Genomic DNA, 20,433 nt, shown 5'->3' on the forward strand with positions numbered 1-20,433 from the left:
TAATATAACTTCATATACTATCGTACGGCCTAATAAAATAAAAAGGGATGTTACCTAGTTAATATGTTTAACTACTAGGACATCCCTTTTCATCTTGAAGACTTATTTTACACGTTCTGCTCCACCCCTGTGCTCTTCTCCTTCTTATCCCTTTTAAAATTCTTCAACTTCTTAACTGTTCCAACTAACCCTTTCGGAAAAACTAGAAGCACGATAATGTACAATAAACCAAGAATAATCGTCCACCTTTCAAAAATTGGATACTCTGTAGCTAGTTCTGATAAATAATATTTCAATGATTCAATAATCCCCGCTCCAGCAATAGCTCCGATTAACGTTCCAACTCCCCCAATCATTGTCATCAATAATGCATTTAATGTCATTTCAATTGAAAATACAGTTGTATTAACAAAGCGTAAAGTGATAACAAATAAACCACCGCTAATCGCTGCAACTACTCCTGCAACAACACTAGCAATAATTTTATAATGAAGAACTTTATAGCCAAGTGCTTCAACTCGTTGTTCATTTTGTGAAATCGCCTTTAACACTTTCCCAATTGAAGATTTTGTAAAAAGACGTAACAAAATGAAAATACTGATTAGACATATAAATGTTATATAATAAAATGTAAAACGATCACGGAATATATCTGGTACACGAAATGTAAATCCATCTCCTCCATGAGTCAGTGAACGCCATTTTTCAGCAAGTACAAAAAACAGCTGGGAAATAGCGAGCGTTAACATTGCATAAAAATGACTTTTCAGCCGTAAAGAAAGCAAACCGATTATATAACTAACGATGGCTGATACAATAATTGCGGCTGCTATTCCTATAAAAAAGTTTGTGATAGACACCCCTTGTCGATCAAATAAAAGTGCTACCCCATACGCCCCTATACCAAAGAACATACAATGACCGAATGAAACAATACCTGTATATCCAAGGAGAACATCAAAACTCATAGCGAAAATAGCAAAGATGAAGATTTGAGTGAACAAAATTAACAAGCTCCGTGAATCATTTACGAATGGAAATACACTTAAACAAATGAGCATAAATACTCCGAAGTATACTTTAATTCGATTCGATGTGCTGTTCACCATTTCACCCCTTTTCACCAACAAGTCCCGTTGGCTTCACTATTAAGAAAAATAGTAACATTAACATATTAATTGCAAGTGATAAATCCGGTATAAAATATGCTGTAAAAGCACCAGCTAATCCAACAATTAAAGAAGCGATTGCTGAACCTTGTACGCTTCCTAATCCTCCAATTATCACTACTATAAAAGCTAAAATCGCATACTGCATACCCATCTCGGCGAAAATAACACCTGAATACGGTGCTAATAAGAAGCCTCCCAAAGCCGCCATCCCTGCTCCTAATAAAAAGACGAAAGAAAATATCGCTTTTACATTAATACCGAGCGCTTGAACCATCTCTTTATCCATTACACCTGCGCGAATCATAAGACCTATCTTTGTTTTTTTGAGCAATAATAGTAAGGCAATGTAAATGATGATCCCAATTAAAATAACGAATAGACGATATTTAATTAATATAACGCCTTCAAATGTATAACTACCTTGTAACCATAACGGTAATTTAGCACCAATTGGATTTGGCCCCCAAAATACTTTAATACATTCACTAAGTACAAGCATTCCTCCAAGCGTCACAAGAAGCTGGCGAACATGATTTCCATATACCGGTCTAATAAGGAATCTTTCTAAAATGAATCCAAGAAACATCCCCATAGCAATTGCTCCAATTAAAGCGAGTAAATAGCTTCCAGTTGTATTAAATATCCATACACCTGTAAAAGCTCCCCATGCAAATAACCCACCATGTGCGAAGTTTAGAACGCTCATTAAACCGAAAATAAGTGAAAGACCTGACGCTAATAAAAAAATGAGCATCCCTGTTGAAATCCCATTTACAAGTAAATTGATTAACACATCCATCCTTCTCACCCCGGATTCATGTTAAGAGATTCCTAAATATTTGTGACACATTTCCTTATCCTCTTTTAATTCATGCATAAAACCGTTATGAACAATTCTTCCGTTATCCATAATATAAAAGTAATCACCAATTTGACTAGCCATCATAAAGTTTTGTTCAACGAGTAAAACTGTTGTTTTCTCTTTCATTTTCAAAATGGCTATCATTAATTTTTCTATCATAATGGGCGACAAGCCTTTACTCGGCTCATCAATAAGTAATAAACCATCACTATTAATAAATGCTCTTGAAATTGCTAGCATTTGCTTTTGCCCTCCGCTTAAGAGTCCGCTTTTTTTGTGCCAAAATTGCTTTAAATCTGGAAATAATTCAAGCATCCAGTCTATTTTTTCTTCCGCTTCTTCTCCCTTCCCCCTAGCAAGAGCGAATGTTTCTTCTACTGTCAGGTCGTGAAAAATACCTTGATTTTCTGGTACATACCCTATTCCTTTCCTTGAAATTAAATGTGTAGATAATCCATTTACTTGTGTACTATCATAATAAATTTCACCATGTGCGATATGGTGAAATCCCATAACCGAACGTAATGTCGTAGTCTTCCCTGCCCCATTTCTTCCAAACAGTACAGTAATCGTTCCTTTCTCAACAGTAAGAGATACCCCTTGTAAAATATGAAACTGATCTAAATACGTCTCTATATTATTCACTTGTAATAGTGCCACTATATAATCCCCCTAAATAAGCACTTTGTACACGCTCATCTTTCATCATTTCTTCGGGCAAACCTTCAGCCAATAACTCTCCATGGAATAAAACGATAAGATGGTCTGACAAACCTAGTACCATATCCATTTTGTGTTCAATAAGTACAATTGTACTCTCTGGATGTTTCTTAATATTTTCAATCACTTGTAAAATAGCCGGTACCTCCTCAACTGATATACCTGCCGTCGGCTCATCAAGTAGTAACACATCCGTTTTTAAAGCTAATAACATCGCAAGCTCTAACTTTCGTTTTTCCCCATGCGCTAGATCTTTCGCTAATACATGTTCTTTCTCGTGAAGTAATACTGTTTTTAAGAAACGTCTCGCCTCTCCAACTTGTTGCTTAAATTTTGCCGAACTCGGAAAAAAACTATAGTAATCTTGCACAAATGATTGAACACTTAAACGAACATTTTCAAGTACCGTTAACTCTGGGAATATATTTGTAAGTTGAAAAGAACGACCAATTCCTAATCGAGTACGATCCGAAATTGATAAATTTGTAATCTCTTGTCCTTTAAAATATACTTCACCCTTTGTTGGAGAAATTTGTCCACTTAGTAAATTGAATAGCGTTGTCTTTCCTGCACCATTTGGTCCAATAATTGAAATGAGCTTTCCTTTTTGTACTGTTAAATTCACATCCTTAATAACATGATGCTCGCCAAAAGATACGCAAAGATTTTTCGTTTCTAGCAAATGTGTCACGAAATCCCTCCCTTTAAAGCTTTAAGTATGAAAGAAATACGTATAAAGAGGGTGTACTCCCTCTTTATACGTAAACAACAGAAAATTCAGTCTATTTATTTTGAACTTGAGGTTCTGTCTCTTTCATCGTTAATTCTCGCTCTAATACTGGCACCGGATAATCAACACCATCTTGCTTTTTCAATGTGATAGAATAAAGTGTCTGCATCGCTTGGTGATCTTTTTCTCTAAACTTCATCTTTCCTTTCGGTGTATCAAATTCCATTCCTTCCATTTTCTTAATCAATGTATCTACATCTGTATCACCTTTTGTTTTCTTTAAAGCTTCTACAATTGAAATTGCCGCTGACATTCCTCCTGCTGTAAATAAATCTGGCACCGCACCATTAAATCGTTTTTTATGTTCTTCAACTAACCAATCATTCACCTTATTTTTCGGAAGTGTGTGATAATAAACAGAAAAACCTTGCATTCCTACTAACGCATCCATCGTTTTTAATGCCGGTATATCTGGTGCACCGGTAGAAATTTTAATACCCTGCGCTTCCACATTCATATCTTTTAACTGTTTCCAAGGTGAATTTGCCCCTGCCCAAACGATAAATAAATAATCCGGCTTTGAGCTAATGATATTTTGAATATTTGCAGTGAAGTCAGTCGAATTTGTATCAGCATATTGCTCGTTTACAATATTCGCACCTAATTTCTTTGCTCCAGCTTTAAATGCCGCAATTCCCTCACGGCCGTAAGCATTATCTTGTGCTAACGTTGCTATTTTTACATCTTTTTTAGCAATTGCCGCAGCACCAGCGACTGCATCTTGAGATGAATTTCTACCTGTTCTAAAAATATATTTATTCCAGTTCTTCCCGGTAATACTATCAGCTACTGCTGGTTCTACAACCATTATTTTTTCATATTCTTCTGCAAGTGGTAAAACCGCTAATGTATCACTTGAACTAGACGATCCGACTAAAAAATCGACTTTCTCTTCTTCTAATAATTTCGTAGCTTTTTTAACTGCTACATCAGCTTTTGTTTCCGTATCTTCTACAACAAACTTAATCTTCTTCCCTTCCACTTTCCCAGTTCCACCCGTTGCATAGTCTAACCCTAATTCAAATCCGTTGACTGTTTGTTTTCCATATGATTCTAATGGACCTGTTAATGAAGCAAGAACCCCTACCTTAATCGTCTTTTCATCCTCTGTACTTGTTTTCTTTCCTGAACAAGCTGCCGTTATTAATAACGAACCTAACACACAACCAGTAGCCACCATTCTTAGCCATTTACGTTTTTTCATCGACATTGTGATCCTCCCCATACTTTACTTTCTGATAGAATCAAACACGCCAAAGTTACCCATCCGTAATTATGACTTTTCCTTTGAATAATATAAACGAGATTGTTAGTATACATGTATCTTCTCCGATTTCCATTAAACACCTTTACAATTTCATATAAATATTTTATTCCTACCTATACCGCATTCCCAAACTATTAAACTTCTATCCTTTCTAACAAGCATTTTGAGTCTCCAATATTAATTAGCTTTCTTAAAAAATTGAATTCTTTGGAGTAAACCATCTGTAATAATGATATTCCCTTGACTATCCACATCTATTCCTTGTGGTGAGAAAAACTGCCCTGACATACCATTAAAACTTCCAAAAGACTCTAAAAAATTCCCATTTTCATTGTAAATATTCACACGATTATTAGAAGTATCTGTGACATATACCGTATTATTTATATCGATTTCAATTCCTATTGGCAAAAAAAGATCTCCTGAACCCTCTCTCCAATTTTCTAGTGGATCTAAGTTTCCAGCTCCATGATTTGTACCCCATTTTGTAAGAAAATTACCCTCATTATCAAATTTTTGAACCCTATTATTAATCCGATCCACAACATAAACATTATCTTTTGAATCAATTGCTAATTGCATAGGTTGAAAAAACTCTCCCTCTCCACTTCCTTTTCTCCCCCATTCTTTCATATATACAAAGAATGGATTAAATTTTTGAATACGATGATTGTATTCATCCGTAATATAGTAATTGTTATCGCTATCTACTGCAATTTCCCTAGGAAACGAGAACTGCTCACTTCCTTTACCTTTTGTGCCCCAACTTTTAATAAATTGAAACTCCTCATTAAATTTTTGAATACGATAATTCGCTGTATCCGCAACTAAAATATTACCTTCTTTATCAACAGCAATACCAAATGGCATATTAAACTGTCCCGGACCTTCACCTAAAGTTCCTATAGCATCAACAACTTCTCCATTCTTATCTATTTTCAAAATCCTATTATTCCCCATATCAACAACATACAAAAATCCTTTTGCATCCCTTGCCATCGCCACTGGTGTCCTTAATAACTTAGAAGTATCTAGCTCACTCCCCCATGATTTCACATATTTTACAGCAGAGGCACTTCCTACAGAAGCAAACATCCCTAGACTCACAATAACAATGAAAAAACAACATATAATTTTTTTGATAAAATCCATGCTTACTACCATCTAATCACAGTAGCTGCCCAAGTATACCCAGTACCTGCACTAACCACTACTGCAATATCTCCAGGCTGTAATTTCCCTTGCTCATTTGCAAAATGAAGACCTATACATGGGTCAAGTGCTGACATATGCCCATAATGATCTAAATATACAACTTGCTCTTCTACTAAGCCCAGCCCCTGTAACAATTCTATTAGCATAGAGCGTTTTGTATGCAGTGGTAACAATACTTTAATATCTTTAGGAGTAAATCCACTTTTTCTTAACGCCTCCCGAATAACCTTATCAAAATTAGGGGTTGAAATTGGATCTAAACGTTCTTTCATACTAATAGGATCTATTACATCAATATAATGTTGTCGATTCTCAACTGTATCATAGCTCGCAACCTGCTTCGATCCACCAGCTGGAATACGAACATCGTCATGAAATGAACCATCCGTTATAATCGCACTGCCTAATATTTCACCGTTGCTAGCTCCCCTTTTTACTAAAGCTGCACTTCCGCCATCAGCAAAATTAAACATAAAACGTGAGCGTGGATTATCATAATCTACAATTTGAGATTCTTTACATCCACCTACTAATAATATATTTTCAATTGATTTATCAGAGTAGAGCATATCCTTTGCGACTTTGAGAGCGATTGGAAAGCAAGAACTAACATTCATAATTTCAAAAGCATAAGCATTTTTCAATCCAAGTTCATGCTGAATTTTTGGGGCACTAGACCATACGTGGTAATCTTTATGTGGACTGCCAAAATAAATGACTACATCAATAGATTGAGGATCTACTTGTAATAATATTGGCTTTGCAGCAGCAATAGCTAAATCTGATGCATGCATCGTTTCGTCTGCGACATGTTTTTCATATAACCCAAACTTTTCTATAATAATATTCTCAGGAATACCTGTTTTTTTAGATAAATCTGCGGCCGTCTCTACGTCTTTTGGGAAGAAAACACCAGTTGCTTCAATCCCAATTCTCATTAGACAATTCCTCCTTCTTTTGGCACCATCATAGTCGCTACACCTGTTAACACTAAATCTCCTTTTTGGTTATGACACTCAGTTAACAATTTCAAAACTCTCTTTTCTATCATAAATTCTTGTACTGTTGCCGTAGCTGTAATCGTATCTCCTATAAAAACTGGCGCTGTAAATTTAATAGTTTGTTCCATATAAACGGAACCCTTTCCTGGTAAATGAACGCCTAACAATTGTGATAATAAACTAGAAGTTAATAAACCATGTGCGATTCTTTGATTAAATCTAGTTTGTTTTGCATACTCATGATCAATATGAATTGGATTAAAATCCCCGCTCAAACCCGCAAATAATACAAAATCCGTTTCTGTTATTGTTTTACTACATGATGCCTGTTGACCGGAACTATACATAATCATCCCTTCACCTACTTTTCAGTTGATTTGCTAACTGTGCTTTTTGAATTTTACCAGTTGCATTTTTAGGCAATTCCTCTAGAAACACAATTTCTTTTGGAACTTTATATTTGGCTAGAAATAAACGACAATGATCAATGACTTCCTTTTCAGTTAATACACTGCAACTCTTTTTCACAATAAAGGCGATTGGAATCTCTCCCCACTTTACATGTTGTGTACCAATTACTGCTACCTCACATACTTCTGATAGTTTATTAATAACTTGCTCTACTTCAAGGGGATAAATATTTTCACCACCGGAAATTATCATTTCTTTTTTTCTACCGACAATGTATACAAAACCATCTTCATCAACTTTAGCTAAATCTCCCGTATATAACCAACCATCTTGAATCGTTTCTTCTGTTGCATCTGGCCGATTCCAATACCCTTTCATTACATTTGGTCCTCTTATTAGTAACTCTCCAACTTCACCAATCTCAACTTTATTTTTGTTTTCATCAATAAGTACATAATCACAAAACAGAACAGGTTTTCCAATTGAGCCTACTTTACGTCTTGCATCTTCTTCTGAAAGCATAAATACGGTTGGTGATGTTTCAGTCATACCAAAGCCTTGACCAAATAAAAATCCTCTATCTATAAATTCTCTCATCAACTCTTCTGGACATGGTGCACCACCGCTATAAAACCAGCGAACTGATTGTAAATTTGTAGTTTCAAACTTTGCGCAATTAATTAATGCTTGGTGAATTGTAGGTACTCCCATTACAACAGTCACTTTATATTTTTCTATCATAGAAAGAGCTATGGTTGGCTCAAATTTTCTCGGAACAATGATTATTCCACCTGCAAATAAAGTTGGAAATGCGAATAAACCAATCCCACCAATATGAAATAAAGGCAATAACACAATGGAGCGGTCATGAACAGTTAGGTCAATCGCAAATGTATTATTAAGCGCATTCCAAAACATATTCTCTTGTGTAAGTACAGCTCCTTTCGGTTGTCCTGTTGTCCCCGAGGTATAACATATAATAAAGGATGCGCTTTCATTTATCTCTTCAAAGTTGTCAATTTTTCTATCTTCTATTTCTTTTAAACTTTTAATCGAAATAACTCTTTGTACATATGTTACATTCTGCATTGACAGTGCCATATTTTGAAATGTTTCCTCTACAAATAAAACTGTAGCTCCACTATCTTTTAACTGAAATATAAGTTCATTTTCTGTTAACCGTATATTCAGTGGAACAGCAATACATTCTACCTTTGCTATAGCAAATAAAAGTACAATATATTCCAAGCTATTTTGTGATAAAATAGCTATCCTCTCTCCTTTTTGCACATTTAAGTCGTAAATTAAATATGCTGCTACTTTACTTACATACTCATGTAACTGTTTATATGTCATTTCCTCCTCTTCTGTAATAATGGCAATGCGATCTGGATGTAAATAGGCCCGTTTTTCAATCCAATAAGCAATGCCTTGCATATTTTCCCCACTCCCTTATCTCTTTCTCAATCCTTCAAATATTAATGACATCGCTGCTTCAAATACATCTCCCGGAACATCTTTCTCTTCCCAATAGCCCCATCGCATTCCTAAAAATTGACCAATTGACATAAGACAATACGCAATTGTTTCTTTATCAAGTTGTTTAAATTCTCCCGCTTCCATGCCAGCCGATAAACTTTTTAAAAATCCATTTGCGAGCTTTGCATAATACCATCTATATAAATTATCATCAACAACTACCGCCTGTTGTACAATGTTATATAGATTAGGACGATCTTTCACCCATCGAAAAAAGGCCTGAAAACCTCTTCTTTGTGCCTCTTCATAACTTGATATCCCCTTCATTTCTTCTTTAATAATTAAGCGTAACTCACGGTTCAATCTGCGAATCAATTCATCAAATATATCTTTTTTAGATGGAAAGTAATTATAGAAAGTTCCGTGCGCTACCGTTGCTTCTTGTGTAATATTCACGATAGAAGCTTCGTAATATCCTTTATTACCAAATACCTCTTCTGCAGCACACAATAATTTCTCTCTCGTTTCTAACCCTTTTGTTGTTAGGTTTTTTACATCCATTATTATTTTTTCTGACACCTGAATCACCTCTTAGATTTGATTATAAATATTTTTCTGAATTTTTCAATTATTTTCATTAGACAAAATCCGCAAGCGTTTTTCTACATACAAAAAAGGACTAACTTATTTTGAAGTTAGTCCTTTAATCTTAATTAGAATTAAGTTCTACTTTCTCTAACCCCTCAACCAATTGCTTCTTATCTAATCCTTCCCCTATTACTACCAAATTTGTCGGGAAACCGAAGTCTTGTTCCAGTAAGGTTGGTACGCCAAATGAATATTGGAATAAGTGAGGGTATTTATCTCCATGGAATTTCACAAATCCTTTTACGCGATAAATACTATCTGGTAAATTCGAAAGCCATTCATATAATTTATCTTGATCAATCGATTTCGTAAATTGATACGTCATCGTTTGTATATGTAAATGCTGTTTGACATGTAGTGTCTCATGTTCTCCATCTCTCACAAATTCAGCTTCTTCTATATCTTTTAAAGATATATTACAATACTTTGTTTCAAACAATTTCGCATGATTATTTATTGCCTTTACGTCTTCAAGTACTTTGTTCTTATCCGAATCTGTTAATAAATCTGATTTATTAATAAGAATATGACTTCCATATTTCATTTGCTCATGTAATAGCTGTTGTACATTTGCACTTAATATACTTCGGTTTAACCATCTTACTGCATCTAATACGACTACTATAGATTTCACTTCAAGGAAAGGAGCTAAAATTGGTGATACACATGCATCTAACACTTCAATTGGATGTGCGACACCTGTTGTTTCTATATAAATTACATCTGGTCTTTCTTGTTGATATAAAGAATGTAATTGAATTTCAAGCTCTTCTTTTAACGTACAACAAATACATCCTTTCAGCAGTTCCCTTAACACATTCTCTTTTCCAATAATATCTGTATCTACCGAGTATTCACCGATTTCATTCATCAAAACTGCAACTTTTCGATTTTTCTTCTTTTCTGCTAATAATAAATTTTGCAGCAATGTTGATTTTCCGCTACCTAAAAAACCACCTAATATATGAATTTCTACTTTACTCATTCGACCGACCATCCATTTCTCTACTTCAAATTTCTTCAAAGCGTAATTATTACGATTTATATTTATCATTTTATTAAAAGAATACTTATTTGTAAACAAAACTGCTAGATTATCGTTTCATTTTCCATTCACTTCATGAGCAACTCTAATTCCAGACTCGATTGCTCCTTGCATCCATCCATGTGTTAATGTCGTATGTTCTCCTGCAAAGTGCACTCTACCCGCTGGCGGCGTAATATATGGAAACAATTCAAGCTCTTGCCCTGGTTCAAAAGCTGTAAATGCTCCGCAAGAATACGGATTTTGACTCCAGCTAAAAGATTCACCCGCAACATACTCACTATAAACCACATTTCCATATATTTGCGCTAAATTTTTCAACGCATAACGAATACGTTCTCTATTCGAGAGACTATCCCACGTTAACGCCTCATCTGCCCACGTATAACTCACTAAAACGATAGCCGCCCCTGGTGTATGAATGCCGTAGCTCGGATAATATGTAAAGCGGATAGGTAAATCTGTAATTGACTTACCACCATATTGTCCTGCTCTTTCCCAAAATCTACTTTTAAACTCTATCGCAATTTTAGTTGAAGCAATATAATTTAATTCACGAATTGCCCGCCTTTTATAATAAGAGAATAAATGATATGGCTGAACTTCTACAAATCGCAAAGCTGAAAATGGAATTGTGACAATAGCGATGTCACCAGTTACTATAAATGAATTTAACGTTTGTTCATGTGTTACTTGCATCATTACTTTATTATCTTCCTGTATAATTTTTTCTACTTTATACGGCACAAAAATATTATCCTTTAGCTCTGGTAAAAATGAATTTGGTAATGCATCCATCCCGCCCGTTATCTCATAATATTTCGTCGTTGAAGTGAAAAAGATCATTTCGCGTAATACTTCAATTAAAGACATTCCCATGTATGCTTCCATATCAAGAAGTACTCCGATCATATCTATTGCCCCATCTGAATAATACTCGGTTAAAAATGAACCGAGCGAATATGTTTTATACTTTTTTTCAACAATAATCCAGTTTTTATCCGGATCTTTCTTAATATAATTAAGTATCGGTTCCAATACCCCTAACATTAACCCTTCTGCTGTTTTCCCTCTTTCTTTATCTAAAACTGGATATCCAAGTACACTTGGATCCTTTTCAAACACATCCAATCTCGTTCTTTTGTTATTCGTATAAATTATATCTGAAGAAGTTTTATTAATAAAAAGGTTTAACGGTAGTTTAAATTTACGAATGTAGGCTAAAGTTAAATCATGAGTATCCGGAATACGCATAGGACCTGCGTTAAAATATAATCCTGCACTAAATGGTTCCCGAATCGTATACACCCTGCCACCTATTCTGTTATTTGCTTCTATAATCGTTACCTCGTGCCCAGCCTCTTTTAATAAAGATGCTGCAACTAATCCAGATATCCCTGCACCGGCAACTGTAATCCGTTTGGGGTTATTCGTTTTGGCAAGCCCTTCATGAACAATTTGAAGCATTTGTTCCATCGATAATGGATTCCCCATGCCAATTCCCCTTTTACGAAGGATTTTACTGAATTATATTCGTTTAACAGAATTCCTATGTTTCATTCAAGTAATTGAGCGGATACATTTTCAAATACTTGAATATCTTTTATAAAATGTAATAAAATAGATATGAAATTATAGAAGTAAGACGTATTATCTTACATAATAAAATTTATGAAATAGCGAGGAATTTTGAAATGAAAAAAGGTATTAACCGTGTTGTATTAGTAGGAACAGGAGCAGTTGGGTGTAGTTATGCTTACTGCATGATTAACCAAGCTGTAGCTGAAGAATTTGTTTTAGTGGATGTAAATGAAGCAAAAGCTGAAGGAGAAGCAATGGACTTAAGCCATGCCGTTCCTTTCGCACCAGCTCCAACAAAAGTTTGGAAAGGTAGTTATGAAGATTGTAAAGACGCAGATCTTGTTGTAATTACAGCTGGATTGCCACAAAAGCCAGGTGAAACACGTTTAGATTTAGTTGAGAAAAACGCTAAAATTTTCAAGCAAATTGTTCGTAGCATTATGGATAGCGGCTTTGACGGTATCTTCTTAATCGCAACAAACCCTGTAGATATTTTAACTTACGTAACTTGGAAAGAATCTGGATTACCGAAAGAACGCGTAATCGGTTCTGGTACAACTCTTGATTCTGCTCGTTTCCGCTATATGTTAGGTGAGTACTTCGATATTGGACCTCATAACATTCACGCTTATATTATCGGAGAGCACGGTGATACAGAACTTCCGGTGTGGAGTCACGTATCAATTGGTATTCAAAAACTACAAACGCTTCTTGAAAAAGACAACACATATAACCAAAAAGATTTAGATGATATTTTCGTAAACGTTCGTGATGCAGCTTATCACATTATTGAACGAAAAGGTGCTACATACTACGGCATCGGCATGTCACTTTTACGTGTTACGAAAGCAATCTTAAGCAATGAAAACAGCGTATTAACTGTATCAGCATATCTTGAAGGTCAATACGGCCAACAGGATGTTTATATCGGCGTACCTGCTGTTTTAAACCGCGGCGGTGTTCGGGAAATTTTAGAAGTTGAACTAAGTGAAGAGGAAGAATTAAAATTCGATCACTCTGTTCAAGTGTTGAAAGAAACAATGGCTCCTGTTCTTTAATCATATTTTCCAATCAAAAAAGCCATCCGATTTATATTGGATTGCTTTTTTATACTTTTATAGTTCCCCCTCAATTTAAACGGTAATATTATCTATAAAAAGGGGTGATTTCATGAATGATTCTTTGACGATTGCAATCCTCTTGCTAGCTGTAGCATCCTTAATACTTTTCCTCTTCTTAATCATCAGAACGCTATTTCCAACTAAAAAATATGATAAGAATCTCGGATTGATTCTAATTTTTTTAAGCTTGTTAGCAATACCGATAAGTATCTTCCTTGTAGGAGGATGGCCAGGTATGGGAGTTAGTGTAATTGCAGTCTTTATTTTTGCTGCTGTTATTATAGCTTTATTTGCAAATACCTTCATTAAACTACCTCCTCCAAAGAAAAAATAATAAATGACCGATGTTTTCATCAAGAGAAAACATCGGTCATTTTCTATCACTTATTATCTTTAATCGGTTCATCATTATTTACATCAAGTACATCTAATAAAAAGATAAAGATTGGAATCCCAATAATAAGCCCCCATATTCCGAGGAAATGCTCTGAAAAGATAAGAATCATAAATGTATAAAAAACAGGTAAATTCGTTTTTGCAGACATAAATTTTGGATTTAATAAATAACTTTCAAGAGCGTGGATTACTGTAATGAACACTAGTATGTAAACAACATACACAACCCCGCCGACGTTATAGGCAATGATACAAAGTGGAAACAATGAAATGATAACACCAGCAACTGGAATCAAACCGAGTAGAAAGACCATGACAGCCAATACAAGAAGCTGTGGAAATCCTAAAATGACAAGTGCAATTACAGTGAGCACACAATTTACAACCGCAATTAAAAACTGTGCTTCAATCACTTTTCCGAACGATCTTGCAAACCTTTCACCGAAATATGCAATCTCCTCATAAAAAATTTTCAGCTTACTATCTTTAAATTTCGAAGTAAATGCTATAATGCGTTCTTTTTCTAATAAGAAAAATAAGCTTAAAATAAGAGAAAGTAGTATTTGTAAACTGACTTTTCCTATGTTTGCTATCGATTGATAAATGACATCTACACCTTGTTCGATATATTTCGATACTTCCATTCCATTAATTGTCGAAAGTGCATATTTAATTATCTCGTTATCAGGTGGGTTTTGAAAAAACAATTTAAATTGATAAATTAATTGTGAAATTTGTATCGTTAGTACAGGCAAATATTTATATAGTGTAGTTACAATAAACGTCACTAACACAATATATAAACCAGCAATAACCACTTTCCTATTTACTTTCAATTTTTTTGAAATAAACTTTTGAAATCGATCCATCAAAAACGTGAGAATAAACGTAATTAATATTAAATTAATCATACTTTTTAATCCATACAATACAAGCACTAATATTATTAAAACGAGAAACCGTTGAAACCCTCTGCTTCGAAAGAAATTTTTCACTTCATTCATTAAGAATTAACCTCCCCCTTCAATGGATGGAAATTGGATATATTACATTTTATGAACTTCTATAGACAATCTTTCTTACTAATTGGAAAGAATCCTTTTTTTCTTTTTTATTGTCGGATTTTTTTATCTACTACTTTTCTAAAAACCACTTTATCAACTCTATATTTTAGGAGATCGTCTATTTTTAGACTGCTGTTCATACGCATATCCAATATTAAAAAGTTCTTTTTCACCAAACTGTTTCCCAACAAACACTACACCTACCGGCTGACCATCAGAATCATATCCTGCCGGCACTGCTAATTCTGGATAACCAGCCACAGCTGATAGAAGAACTTCATCGTTATTAATCATCACAAGAGCATCCAAACCTTTTTCTACTAAATACCTATCTAGCTCTTTTCTTGCATTTTCTTGACTCGTTTGAACTATTTTTTCAAACTCATCTTTCGTTATAGCAGATTTCTCAGAACCCTCAATTAATGTTTGTCCATACTTTATTCGTCGTTTACTATCCTTTTTATTAAACGCTATAATCTCTTCTAACGATTTTACTGGCACATTTTTTTGCCGTGAAAGATAATCGTTAACATTATGCTTGAACTCATATTCTAATGTTTGCAGATTATCTACACCCTCGCTGTTTAACTGAACATCATCAGTCAATATTGCACCTGCATCTTCAAGGTCCTTTCTAATCTTTTTCGCTACTGCTTTTCTAATTTCATCTTGTTGTTCTATAGAAAAAAGAATCCCTATCTTTTTCCCTTTTAATCCATCTATCGATAACTCCTTCGTATAATCCATTCTATCTCTATCTTTCATTTTTTCTATCATAGCATCTTTTCCATCATAACCTACCATTGAATTAAATAGCGTTGCTGCATCTTTGACCGTTCTTGCCATTGGCCCTGCTGTATCAAGTGTTTCAGCTAACGGGATAATTCCTGTTCTGCTAACCATACCTAAAGACGGACGTAACCCAACTACTGATTGTTGCGTTGCCGGTGCTACTATGGATCCCGTCGTTTCCGTCCCGATTGCAAGCGGTGCAAAATCAGCTGCAACCACTGTAGCAGATCCTGAACTCGATCCTGATGTATCAAATGTAATCGGGCCATATGGATTTAAATTTTGTCCTTTCTTCCCACTATATCCACTTGGCATTGTAAAAGATAAATAATTCGCCCACTCAGACATATTTGCTTTTCCTAAAACAAACGCCCCTTCTTCTTTCAACTTCTTCACAATCATCGCATCTTCATCTGCAATCCAATCTTTTAATACATAAGTTCCAGCACTTGTCGGCATAACATTCGCTGTTTGTACATTATCTTTTACGATGACAGGAATGCCGTATAAGTTCGATTTCTTATTTAAAAATCTCTCTTTATCTAACTGTCGTGCTTCCTCCATTGCATTAGGATTAATCTCTGTAACAGCATTTAATGATATTCCATTTTGATCATGTTCTTGTATTCTAAAAAGATAAATACTCGTTAATTCTTCATATGATAATTTCCCATCATCAACCATTTTTTGAAGCTCATCCACAGTCGCATTTACAACTTCTTTTTCTTTTATCTTTATATTATCTATGTCGATCCCTTTAAGCTGATTATGTATCGGTTTTAACACTCTGTCTTTATCATATACAATACGCTCAGGTTCCTTTGGAAAATAATTTTTATACACGTAATATCCTCCGGCACACACCAATAGAACAATACCTCCAGCGATAGACAACGTTATCTTTACCCATTTTTTCATGTTGCTTCCTCCACTCTAAAAGTTGCTCATTTATATAAAAAAGAGAGTTACCTTTTACTTAACTCTCTCCAATCAAAATGCTAAATGAAAAAATGAAAAATTTCAATCTAATTACTTTTTTTTTGCATTTGCTTTGCTAACAATTCCTTCACCTGATTATATGTTAACCCTGAATTTTTATTTAAACGTTTCACTTCATCAACATCAGTACCGACAACTGTATATTTTTTCTCATCATTCATGTTCCCACTTCCTTTCTCACCAGATTATTTCTTATATTTCTTCCCTAAATGCACATAAATTAACACCAATACGAATAGGGAAGCTGGACTAAATTAAATAGACGAGACAGATGATATAGTATTCAATAACTAAAAGGAGTTCTGTTGCGTAAGAGGAATAGATAAAAATATGTCGAATTTATATACTTATTGAATTTAAGGACATGGAGGATGCATTTTGAAAACATATGAGTTTAAACATAACATTCCAACATTGGAAGAGTACAAATATTTGTGTGATTCTGTTGGATGGACTAATTATATGAATTTTGAAGTAGCGGATACTTCACTGAAGCATTCTATTCACTGCATCACGGTCAAAGATAATGAAAAAATTGTGGGCATGGGGAGAATTGTTGGTGATGGATCTATCTATTTCTATATTCAAGATATAGTGGTTCATCCGGATTATCAGAAACATGGTATTGGGAAAGAAATAATGCATCTTTTGGTTGCATACTTAAATGAGACTGCCCCTGATAAGGCGTTTGTCGGTTTATTTGCATCACAAGGTAAAGAATCGTTCTATGAAAAATTTGATTTTAAAAATTACTCACCAAACATGACGGGGATGTTTACTGTCATTTCAAAAACATGATAGATTTTTAATTGTAGGGAAAACTTCGATTCATATGAAAGAAATTATTCTTGCAGTAACCTTTTCCACAATCGCATTTAAACATTACATACGAAAGGAGAGTACATATATAGCTATATATGTACTCTCCTTTCATTTATTTAACTCTGTATATATTAAATTTCTTAATAAAATTTCACTACATCTTCAGTAGGTAAGAATGTTCTTTCCCCTGGTTGTTCATTTGGCTCACCAAATGGCATTTGTCCTACTAAACTCCACTCCGCTGGAATATTCCATGTTTCTTTCACTTCAGCATCTACGATTGGATTGTAATGTTGTAATGATGCGCCAATTCCTTCAGCTGATAATAACATCCATACAGTATGTTGTAACATTGCATTACCTTGATGAGACCAGAATGGGAATTGATCTTTATATAACGGTGCATTTTCTTGCATTTTTTCTACAGTTGCTTGATCTTCAAAGAATAGAACTGTTCCTACACCTGCATGGAAGCCTTTTAGTCTTTCTACTGTTGCTTCAAAATTTTCTGCTGGCACGCGTGATCTAAGTGTTTCTTTTACGATATCCCAAAACTTTTCATGCTCTCCATCCATTAATACGACCATACGGCCACTTTGCATATTGAAAGAAGTTGGTGCGTGTAAAGCTGTTTTTAATACTTCTTCAATTCTTTCTTTTGTAATTGTAGCGTTTTTTGTTACTTTACGAATTGAACGACGGTTCACGATTGCTTCTTTTAAGTTTGTTGTAGTTACTGACATTTTAATTCCTCCAAATATATGTTTTATTATTTTTATTTAAACAAATCAATTTGAGTCTTTCATGCAAGACGAATTAGCAATATCCATCCGCCTTACATTGCATACCTTCAAATGAATTTGTTTTATCCTTTTCGATTTCTTTATCAATTACTCTTTCTAGCGTTTCTTTACTAGCAAGTCCTTGAATGACTTCATCTCCAATCATTACAGTTGGTACCGCCATAATATTCGCTTCATCATATGCATGTTGAATCGCTTCTTGATGTTTTTCTTTATATTTACGATTTACTAAAGCATCTTTAAATTCAGCTTCAGGAAGCCCTACTTCTACCGCTAATTTCGTTAATACATCAATATCTTCAATGTTTTGCTCTTCTTGGAAAAACGCAGTAAATACTCGGTGATGATACTCATTTCCAAGTCCACGCTCTTTCGCGAATTGGCACCCTTCAAAAGCTAAATGTGTATATGGATGCGGAGAAACGCGTGGCAGACGCATTTCAACCCCTAATTTTTTTGCAGTAGGAAGAATGAAAGAATCCCATGAACCTAACTTATCTGGCTCGTTCCAAGGATCTATTTTAGAATATGGACTTGGACGCAATTCAAATGGCATCCATTCGATTTCTACATCTTTCTCTTTCGCTACTTCATCTAATGGGCCTTTTGCTAAAAAGCAAAACGGGCATATAAAATCTGAGTATACTTTCATTTTTACAGTCATATCTTTTACACCTTACCTTCTTTTTATTTTTAGATGTAACCAAAACAGTTACAATTTTAAGAAAAAAATATGCATTCTCTTTTAGAGACTTGCAATTATCATATTATGCTTTCATTTTTTGTTGTAAAGATTCAAATAACTGCCCCATCGTAATATTTCTCAACACTTCTTCCATCGCAGATTGCGCCTGAACTAAAATAACCTCTAAAACAGCTTGAATATTCGCCCCAATTGGACAGTCTGGATTCGGTTTTTCATGAAAGTGAAATAGTTTGTCTTCTTCCACTACATTCACTGCATGATACACATCTAATAATGTGATTTCATGTAAATCCTTTAATAATCCCGCGCCACCTGGTCCGCGATTTACGTAAACAAATCCAGATTGTTTCAAGTAAGACATTATTTTACGAATGACTACCGGATTTGTATTTACACTCTCGGCCATATAGTCTGAAGTGCAAACTGAAGATGGATTGTTTTTCAAAATAGATAAAATATGAACAGCTATAGAAAAGCGGCTACTAATTTTCATCGTGATCACCACCTCGATGTAATCATTATAGTTACAACATAAAAATAAGTCAATCCTTTTTACAAATTTTTTAAAGCAAATAAAAAAGTGCCCCATTACAATATATGAGACACCTCTTCTTATTCTGCAAACAAGTCTTGGAATTCTTCAATAAATAGCTGTACAGCGAGTGAAGAATCCTTTAATGAAGGAACAGCTAAAGCGATTTCTCTCCATATTTGTGGTTCCAATTCTCTCGTTTGTATATTCTTTGGTAAACTCGTTAAAGATAACTCAGCCAAAATTGCGATTCCTAATCCTTCTTGAATCATATTTAAAGCTGTTGTAACTGTGGAAATTATATATTCAGCCCGAAGTGGTACGTTCGCTTGTTTAAACATATCGATAATGGGTGGTTCGTACCCACCCTTACATAATATGATTGGTTCATTCTCTAAATCACCTATTGTAATAGAATCGTTCTTACAAAGAGGATGATCCTCCCTTAAGACAACAACCATTTTCCCCTTCGTTAAGGGCACGATCTCCATATCTTTATTAGGCAAAATAACAATTCCTATATCAACAACCCTCGATACTAACCAATCTTCAACTTCTTTAATCGTGCCTTCACAAAGAACGACTTCTAAGTTCGGATACTTCTCCTTAAAAAGATTTATCATTTTGGGTAAGAAATGTGCAGAAGCACTCGGAAAACTCCCAATTCGAATCGTCCCAACTTCGTGCCCTTTCTCCATCGCTACTTCTTGTTCAATCTTCTCAACGCCGTTTAAGATTTCTCTAATATGTACAAGAATTCTATTTCCAACATCCGTAACGATTAGCCCTTTTCGTTTATCGCGTATAAGAATGGTAACTCCTAACTCTGACTCAATGCTTGAAATCGCATGACTTACAGCTGGCTGTGTCATATTTAACATCCCGGCAGCCTTCGTAAAACTCCCTAATTCAACCGTTTTAATTAAAACTTGAAGTTGTGTAATGGTCATAACTAATCACTTATACTCCTTATAAAAAAGATTCATTTTATTTATCATAGTCGATAT

At 34.6% G+C, this 20,433-nt stretch carries 22 protein-coding genes; 3 read left to right on the top strand and 19 right to left on the bottom strand.

What is annotated here, in order from left to right; genetic code table 11:
* Positions 1 to 107: 107 nt before the first annotated feature.
* The 12 genes from DN408_RS17580 to DN408_RS17635 all read right to left on the bottom strand — a co-directional run bounded on the left by DN408_RS17580 (position 108) and on the right by DN408_RS17635 (position 12,104).
* Positions 108 to 1,061, bottom strand: a complete 954-nt coding sequence (locus tag DN408_RS17580) for a branched-chain amino acid ABC transporter permease (RefSeq protein ID WP_078178804.1) — start codon at positions 1,059 to 1,061, stop codon at positions 108 to 110.
* Positions 1,062 to 1,110: 49 nt separating this feature from the next.
* Positions 1,111 to 1,971, bottom strand: a complete 861-nt coding sequence (locus DN408_RS17585) for a branched-chain amino acid ABC transporter permease (RefSeq protein WP_078178797.1) — start codon at positions 1,969 to 1,971, stop codon at positions 1,111 to 1,113.
* Between the two features lie 21 nt (positions 1,972 to 1,992).
* Entirely contained in the window at positions 1,993 to 2,694 is a 702-nt protein-coding gene (locus tag DN408_RS17590) for a branched-chain amino acid ABC transporter ATP-binding protein (protein ID WP_001196706.1), read from the bottom strand.
* Entirely contained in the window at positions 2,672 to 3,445 is a 774-nt protein-coding gene (locus DN408_RS17595) for an ABC transporter ATP-binding protein (protein WP_000149306.1), read from the bottom strand. The genes DN408_RS17590 and DN408_RS17595 overlap by 23 nt, the downstream gene beginning before the upstream one ends.
* A 91-nt stretch (positions 3,446 to 3,536) precedes the next feature.
* On the bottom strand, positions 3,537 to 4,754 hold the full coding sequence (locus DN408_RS17600; protein WP_078178798.1) for a substrate-binding domain-containing protein: 1,218 nt from the start codon (positions 4,752 to 4,754) through the stop codon (positions 3,537 to 3,539).
* A gap of 234 nt (positions 4,755 to 4,988) precedes the next feature.
* On the bottom strand, positions 4,989 to 5,906 hold the full coding sequence (locus DN408_RS17605; protein WP_033730544.1) for a 6-bladed beta-propeller: 918 nt from the start codon (positions 5,904 to 5,906) through the stop codon (positions 4,989 to 4,991).
* A gap of 62 nt (positions 5,907 to 5,968) precedes the next feature.
* On the bottom strand, positions 5,969 to 6,964 hold the full coding sequence (locus tag DN408_RS17610; RefSeq protein ID WP_078178799.1) for a 3-oxoacyl-ACP synthase: 996 nt from the start codon (positions 6,962 to 6,964) through the stop codon (positions 5,969 to 5,971).
* Entirely contained in the window at positions 6,964 to 7,380 is a 417-nt protein-coding gene (locus DN408_RS17615) for a MaoC family dehydratase (protein WP_002012316.1), read from the bottom strand. The genes DN408_RS17610 and DN408_RS17615 overlap by 1 nt, the downstream gene beginning before the upstream one ends.
* Positions 7,381 to 7,384: 4 nt before the next feature.
* Entirely contained in the window at positions 7,385 to 8,875 is a 1,491-nt protein-coding gene (locus DN408_RS17620) for an o-succinylbenzoate--CoA ligase (RefSeq protein WP_078178800.1), read from the bottom strand.
* Positions 8,876 to 8,890: 15 nt separating this feature from the next.
* Positions 8,891 to 9,496 (bottom strand): TetR/AcrR family transcriptional regulator, encoded by a 606-nt coding sequence (locus tag DN408_RS17625; RefSeq protein WP_002165957.1) that lies wholly within the window; start codon positions 9,494 to 9,496, stop codon positions 8,891 to 8,893.
* Positions 9,497 to 9,626: 130 nt separating this feature from the next.
* Positions 9,627 to 10,550 carry a CobW family GTP-binding protein gene (locus tag DN408_RS17630; RefSeq protein WP_041868035.1) on the bottom strand — a complete coding sequence of 308 codons (924 nt, stop codon included), beginning with the start codon at positions 10,548 to 10,550 and terminating at the stop codon, positions 9,627 to 9,629.
* A 117-nt stretch (positions 10,551 to 10,667) separates the two neighbouring features.
* The gene (locus tag DN408_RS17635; protein WP_078178801.1) at positions 10,668 to 12,104 is read right to left on the bottom strand and encodes a flavin monoamine oxidase family protein; all 1,437 of its coding nucleotides are present in this window, start codon (positions 12,102 to 12,104) and stop codon (positions 10,668 to 10,670) included.
* Positions 12,105 to 12,304: 200 nt separating this feature from the next.
* On the opposite strand from DN408_RS17635, the gene DN408_RS17640 reads away from it, so the two are divergent.
* Positions 12,305 to 13,249, top strand: a complete 945-nt coding sequence (locus DN408_RS17640) for an L-lactate dehydrogenase (protein WP_002012312.1) — start codon at positions 12,305 to 12,307, stop codon at positions 13,247 to 13,249.
* Between the two features lie 112 nt (positions 13,250 to 13,361).
* Positions 13,362 to 13,646, top strand: coding sequence for a YesK family protein (locus tag DN408_RS17645; RefSeq protein ID WP_078178802.1), 285 nt, complete (start codon positions 13,362 to 13,364; stop codon positions 13,644 to 13,646).
* A 46-nt stretch (positions 13,647 to 13,692) separates the two neighbouring features.
* Here the strand turns inward: DN408_RS17645 and DN408_RS17650 are convergent, their stop codons facing one another.
* The 3 genes from DN408_RS17650 to DN408_RS32075 all read right to left on the bottom strand — a co-directional run bounded on the left by DN408_RS17650 (position 13,693) and on the right by DN408_RS32075 (position 16,724).
* Complete coding sequence (locus tag DN408_RS17650; protein ID WP_002031308.1) at positions 13,693 to 14,712, bottom strand: AI-2E family transporter; 1,020 nt, start codon at positions 14,710 to 14,712, stop codon at positions 13,693 to 13,695.
* Between the two features lie 159 nt (positions 14,713 to 14,871).
* Positions 14,872 to 16,482, bottom strand: a complete 1,611-nt coding sequence (locus tag DN408_RS17655; RefSeq protein ID WP_002141334.1) for an amidase family protein — start codon at positions 16,480 to 16,482, stop codon at positions 14,872 to 14,874.
* A 107-nt stretch (positions 16,483 to 16,589) separates the two neighbouring features.
* The gene (locus DN408_RS32075; RefSeq protein ID WP_002012306.1) at positions 16,590 to 16,724 is read right to left on the bottom strand and encodes a hypothetical protein; all 135 of its coding nucleotides are present in this window, start codon (positions 16,722 to 16,724) and stop codon (positions 16,590 to 16,592) included.
* A 217-nt stretch (positions 16,725 to 16,941) separates the two neighbouring features.
* Here DN408_RS32075 and DN408_RS17660 point away from each other — a divergent pair, with 217 nt between their 5' ends.
* Complete coding sequence (locus tag DN408_RS17660; protein ID WP_078178803.1) at positions 16,942 to 17,361, top strand: GNAT family N-acetyltransferase; 420 nt, start codon at positions 16,942 to 16,944, stop codon at positions 17,359 to 17,361.
* Between the two features lie 164 nt (positions 17,362 to 17,525).
* On the opposite strand, the gene DN408_RS17665 is transcribed toward DN408_RS17660, so the two are convergent.
* The 4 genes from DN408_RS17665 to DN408_RS17680 all read right to left on the bottom strand — a co-directional run bounded on the left by DN408_RS17665 (position 17,526) and on the right by DN408_RS17680 (position 20,376).
* Positions 17,526 to 18,128: a nitroreductase family protein gene (locus tag DN408_RS17665; RefSeq protein ID WP_078178891.1), complete on the bottom strand. Its 603-nt coding sequence runs from the start codon at positions 18,126 to 18,128 to the stop codon at positions 17,526 to 17,528.
* Between the two features lie 73 nt (positions 18,129 to 18,201).
* Complete coding sequence (locus DN408_RS17670; RefSeq protein WP_002135718.1) at positions 18,202 to 18,852, bottom strand: DsbA family oxidoreductase; 651 nt, start codon at positions 18,850 to 18,852, stop codon at positions 18,202 to 18,204.
* Between the two features lie 103 nt (positions 18,853 to 18,955).
* Positions 18,956 to 19,387, bottom strand: a complete 432-nt coding sequence (locus DN408_RS17675; protein WP_078178890.1) for an Rrf2 family transcriptional regulator — start codon at positions 19,385 to 19,387, stop codon at positions 18,956 to 18,958.
* Positions 19,388 to 19,506: 119 nt separating this feature from the next.
* On the bottom strand, positions 19,507 to 20,376 hold the full coding sequence (locus tag DN408_RS17680; protein ID WP_078178889.1) for a LysR family transcriptional regulator: 870 nt from the start codon (positions 20,374 to 20,376) through the stop codon (positions 19,507 to 19,509).
* Positions 20,377 to 20,433 lie beyond the last annotated feature (57 nt).

This window comes from Bacillus sp. AR13-1 (genome assembly GCF_008042285.1).
Classification (GTDB): Bacteria; Bacillota; Bacilli; order Bacillales; family Bacillaceae_G; genus Bacillus_A; species Bacillus_A mycoides.

Bases quoted from the DNA above. Each gene is read 5' to 3' on its own strand.
- DN408_RS17580 (WP_078178804.1), bottom strand. From the start codon at position 1,061: ATGCTCATTTGTTTAAGTGTATTTCCATTCGTAAATGATTCACGGAGC.
- DN408_RS17585 (WP_078178797.1), bottom strand. From the start codon at position 1,971: ATGGATGTGTTAATCAATTTACTTGTAAATGGGATTTCAACAGGGATG.
- DN408_RS17600 (WP_078178798.1), bottom strand. From the start codon at position 4,754: ATGTCGATGAAAAAACGTAAATGGCTAAGAATGGTGGCTACTGGTTGT.
- DN408_RS17605 (WP_033730544.1), bottom strand. From the start codon at position 5,906: ATGTTTGCTTCTGTAGGAAGTGCCTCTGCTGTAAAATATGTGAAATCA.
- DN408_RS17610 (WP_078178799.1), bottom strand. From the start codon at position 6,964: ATGAGAATTGGGATTGAAGCAACTGGTGTTTTCTTCCCAAAAGACGTA.
- DN408_RS17615 (WP_002012316.1), bottom strand. From the start codon at position 7,380: ATGATTATGTATAGTTCCGGTCAACAGGCATCATGTAGTAAAACAATA.
- DN408_RS17620 (WP_078178800.1), bottom strand. From the start codon at position 8,875: ATGCAAGGCATTGCTTATTGGATTGAAAAACGGGCCTATTTACATCCA.
- DN408_RS17630 (WP_041868035.1), bottom strand. From the start codon at position 10,550: ATGAGTAAAGTAGAAATTCATATATTAGGTGGTTTTTTAGGTAGCGGA.
- DN408_RS17635 (WP_078178801.1), bottom strand. From the start codon at position 12,104: ATGGGGAATCCATTATCGATGGAACAAATGCTTCAAATTGTTCATGAA.
- DN408_RS17640 (WP_002012312.1), top strand. From the start codon at position 12,305: ATGAAAAAAGGTATTAACCGTGTTGTATTAGTAGGAACAGGAGCAGTT.
- DN408_RS17645 (WP_078178802.1), top strand. From the start codon at position 13,362: ATGAATGATTCTTTGACGATTGCAATCCTCTTGCTAGCTGTAGCATCC.
- DN408_RS17650 (WP_002031308.1), bottom strand. From the start codon at position 14,712: ATGAATGAAGTGAAAAATTTCTTTCGAAGCAGAGGGTTTCAACGGTTT.
- DN408_RS17655 (WP_002141334.1), bottom strand. From the start codon at position 16,482: ATGAAAAAATGGGTAAAGATAACGTTGTCTATCGCTGGAGGTATTGTT.
- DN408_RS32075 (WP_002012306.1), bottom strand. From the start codon at position 16,724: ATGAATGATGAGAAAAAATATACAGTTGTCGGTACTGATGTTGATGAA.
- DN408_RS17665 (WP_078178891.1), bottom strand. From the start codon at position 18,128: ATGTCAGTAACTACAACAAACTTAAAAGAAGCAATCGTGAACCGTCGT.
- DN408_RS17670 (WP_002135718.1), bottom strand. From the start codon at position 18,852: ATGACTGTAAAAATGAAAGTATACTCAGATTTTATATGCCCGTTTTGC.
- DN408_RS17675 (WP_078178890.1), bottom strand. From the start codon at position 19,387: ATGAAAATTAGTAGCCGCTTTTCTATAGCTGTTCATATTTTATCTATT.
- DN408_RS17680 (WP_078178889.1), bottom strand. From the start codon at position 20,376: ATGACCATTACACAACTTCAAGTTTTAATTAAAACGGTTGAATTAGGG.